Source organism: Kitasatospora sp. NPDC127111, assembly GCF_042677465.1.
In the GTDB taxonomy this organism is placed as follows: Bacteria; Actinomycetota; Actinomycetes; order Streptomycetales; family Streptomycetaceae; genus Kitasatospora.
On sequence record NZ_JBHXTG010000162.1, the window covers coordinates 1 to 3348 of the forward strand.

Below are 3348 nucleotides of genomic sequence, written 5' to 3' on the forward strand. Positions count from 1 at the left end.
GGCCGGCCGGGAGGAGCTGCCTCCCGGCCGGCCCGGAAGCCGTGTCGATCGCCCTCGTGCGGGTCGCGGCGGTCACGGCGGTCACGGCGGGCGTGCCGGCCGCGGCGGTCGCGGCAGACCTCAGGGGCGGCCCATGAAGTCGGGGTAGTAGCCGCTGCTGATGCCCGAGATGCGGATGTTGGTGCCCGGCCGGGCGGCCTCCACGTACTGGTTGTTGCCCAGGTAGATCGCCACGTGCTGGATGCCCCGCGCGGTGCCGTCGGGCGACCAGAAGAGCAGGTCGCCGCGCCGGAGCTGGCTCGCCCTGACCGGCGTGGTCGCCGCGTACTGGTCGTTGGCCACCCGCGGCAGGTCGATCCCGCCGCGCCGGAAGGCCTGCTGGACCAGGCCGGAGCAGTCGTAACCGTCCGGCCCGTTGCCGGCCGTCCGGAACGGCTTGCCGAGCTGGGCGAGCGCGAACTGCACCGCCGTCTCGACGTCCCCGTCGGCCGCGGGCGCGGCGGAGTCCGCCGACGACGACGAGGACCCGGACGAGGAGCCGGAGGAGGAGCCGGACGAGGATCCGCCCCCGGTCCGGTCCAGGTAGACGTCGTAGTGCGTGGTCCAGCGCCACTCGCCCTTGCTGTTCTTGAACCAGTAGCGCGAGCCGTCCCACCCCTGCTTGATCCCGCCGGACGACGACGAGGACCCGGACGAGGAGCCGGAGGAGGAACCACCCCCGGTCCTGGCCTTGTAGACGTCGTAGTGCGTGGTCCAGCGCCACTGGCCCTGGCTGTTCTTGAACCAGTACCGCGAGCCGTCCCACCCGGCGTGGGCGGGCGCGGGCTCGGCGGCCGCGCTGCCCACGCCGGTGCCGAGGCCGATCACGCCGGCTCCGGCCGCGATCACGGCCACCGCGGCTATCCCGCGGCGGACCCGCGCCGCGCGGGACGGACGGGCGGCACGCGGCCGCGCGTCGGTGGTGGTGGCGTGCTGCCCGGTCGGGTCGTCGGCGGCACCCGGTGCGCCGGTGTTGACGGTCGTCATCCTGCTGTCTTCCTTTGCTGGCTCTACTGCTGTGCTGAGCGGAAACGGCGGAGCTGCTCCGGCCTCCGGCGGACAAGCCGCGGCTCCCGGTGATCCTGCGACCGGAAGCCGCGACATGTCGTCCAGATATGTCCGGATATGCGGTTCTGCCTGCGTGTCACGGTAGGCACGCGTCCGCGCACGGCGCGCAGTGGAGTGCGCCAAAGGAAGGGTTCACGGATGGTGAGCGGGGCGACGGGCGGTCAGGTGAGCGGCCGTCATCGGACGACCGCTCGGATGACCTCCCGTCACCCGTGCGCCGACTCCGCCAGCAGCTGCTTCTTCAGCACCTTTCCCATGGCGTTCCTGGGCAGTTCGGGCACCAGCACCACCTTCCGGGGGCGCTTGTGCACCGAGAGCCGCTCCGCCACGAAGGCCGTCAGCTGGTCCCCCGTCACCGCCCCGTCCGGGATGACGTAGGCGACCACCGCCTGGCCGAGGTCCTCGTCGGGCACGCCCACCACGGCGGCGTCCGCGACCGCCGGGTGGTCGCGCAGGGCGGCCTCCACCTCGCCGGCGCCGATCCGGTACCCGCCGCTCTTGATCAGGTCGACCGAGGCGCGGCCGACGATCCGGTGGAAGCCGTCCTCGCCGATCACCGCGACGTCCCCGGTGCGGAACCACCCGTCCGCCGTCCAGGACTCGGCGTCGGCGTCCGGCCGGTTGAGGTAGCCGGCGAACAGGGTCGGTCCGGCGACCTGCAGCTCGCCGACGCTCTCGCCGTCGGACGGGACCGGCTCGCCGTCCTCGCCGACCAGCCTGGTCCGCACGCCGGCCAGCGGCAGTCCGACGCTGCCGGGGCGGCGCTCGCCGTCCGCCCGGGTGGAGACGGTGATCAGCGACTCGGTCATGCCGTACCGCTCGATCGGGGCGTGGCCGGTCAGCTCGGCCAGCTTCGCGAAGACCGGCACCGGCAGCGGGGCGCTGCCGGAGACCAGCAGCCGGGCCGACGCCAGCCGCCCGGCGGCCTGCGGGTCGGCGGCCAGCCGGGACCAGACGGTCGGCACGCCGAAGTACAGGCTGCCGCCGGCGGCCGCGTAGCCGGCCGGGGTGGGCCGCCCGGTGTGCACCAGCCGGCTGCCGGTGCGCAGCGCGCCGAGCACGCCGAGCACCAGGCCGTGCACGTGGAACAGCGGCAGTCCGTGGACCAGGGTGTCGTCGGCGGTCCAGGCCCAGGCCTCGGCCAGCGCGTCCAGGTCGGCGGCGACGGCCGAGCGGCGGATCACCGCGCCCTTGGGCGCGCCGGTGGTGCCGGAGGTGTAGAGCACGAACGCGGCGGCGTCCGGGAAGGGCTCGGCGTACGTGGTGGCGGAACGCTCCGCCAGGTCGACGGGCAGTCCGGCGACCCCGGTGTCCTCCGGCAGCGCGTCCCCGGCGGCGTGCGCGAGCAGGGCGGCGCCGGAGTCGCGCAGGATGTGCGCGCGCTCCTTGGGGCCGGAGTCGGGCGGCAGCGGCACCACGGGTACGCCGGCCAGCAGCCCGCCGACCACGGCGGCGACGGTCTCGGCGGTGGGCCGGGCGAGCACCGCCAGCGCGGGGGCGCCGGCCACCCGGTCGGCGACCGCGGTCGCCGCACCGAGCAGCCGCTCGCGGGAGAGTGCGCGGCCGTCGATCCGCAGCGCGTCGCCGCTGTCGCCGTGGTCGCCCTGAAGTGCCGTCAGGAGTGTCATTCCGCTGTCCTCGCCCCTTGCTCGCGGTCGGCCGTCGTGTCGTCACCGGTGGTCGGCCCGACTCTACGGGGCGCGCGTCCGGCCGTCCCGGAGCCTTCCGACGGCCCTGCTCCGGAGCCCGGGGAAACGCGCCAGGGCGCGCCCGGGAGGTCCCGGACGCGCCCTGGCGTCTGCCGGTCGCGGTGGATCAGCCCTTGCGGGCCTTCACCTCGGCGGTGAGCTGCGGCAGCACGGCGAACAGGTCGCCGACCACGCCGTAGTCGACCAGCTCGAAGATCGGGGCCTCGGCGTCCTTGTTGACGGCCACGATGGTCTTCGAGGTCTGCATGCCGGCCCGGTGCTGGATCGCGCCGGAGATGCCCGCCGCGATGTAGAGCTGCGGGGAGACCTGCTTGCCGGTCTGGCCGACCTGGTTGGTGTGCGGGTACCAGCCGGCGTCGACGGCGGCACGCGAGGCGCCGACGGCCGCGCCGAGCGCGTCGGCCAGCTCCTCGACCACGCCGAAGCCCTCGGCGGCACCGACGCCGCGGCCGCCGGAGACCACGATGGCGGCCTCGGTCAGCTCGGGGCGGCCGGTGGAGACGCGCGGGGTGCGCGAGACGACCTTGGCGGC

General features: G+C 75.1%; 3 protein-coding genes. All 3 read right to left on the reverse strand.

Features of this window, described 5'->3' with window-relative positions; all coding sequences use genetic code 11:
* Window positions 1-120: 120 nt before the first annotated feature.
* Window positions 121-1026 carry a C40 family peptidase gene (locus tag ACFVHB_RS39990; RefSeq protein ID WP_380332886.1) on the reverse strand — a complete coding sequence of 302 codons (906 nt, stop codon included), beginning with the start codon at window positions 1024-1026 and terminating at the stop codon, window positions 121-123.
* A 287-nt stretch (window positions 1027-1313) separates the two neighbouring features.
* Window positions 1314-2735 (reverse strand): acyl-CoA synthetase, encoded by a 1422-nt coding sequence (locus tag ACFVHB_RS39995; RefSeq protein WP_380332888.1) that lies wholly within the window; start codon window positions 2733-2735, stop codon window positions 1314-1316.
* A gap of 187 nt (window positions 2736-2922) precedes the next feature.
* The coding region (locus ACFVHB_RS40000) for an electron transfer flavoprotein subunit alpha/FixB family protein (RefSeq protein ID WP_380332890.1) at window positions 2923-3348 on the reverse strand (426 nt) is incomplete at its 5' end.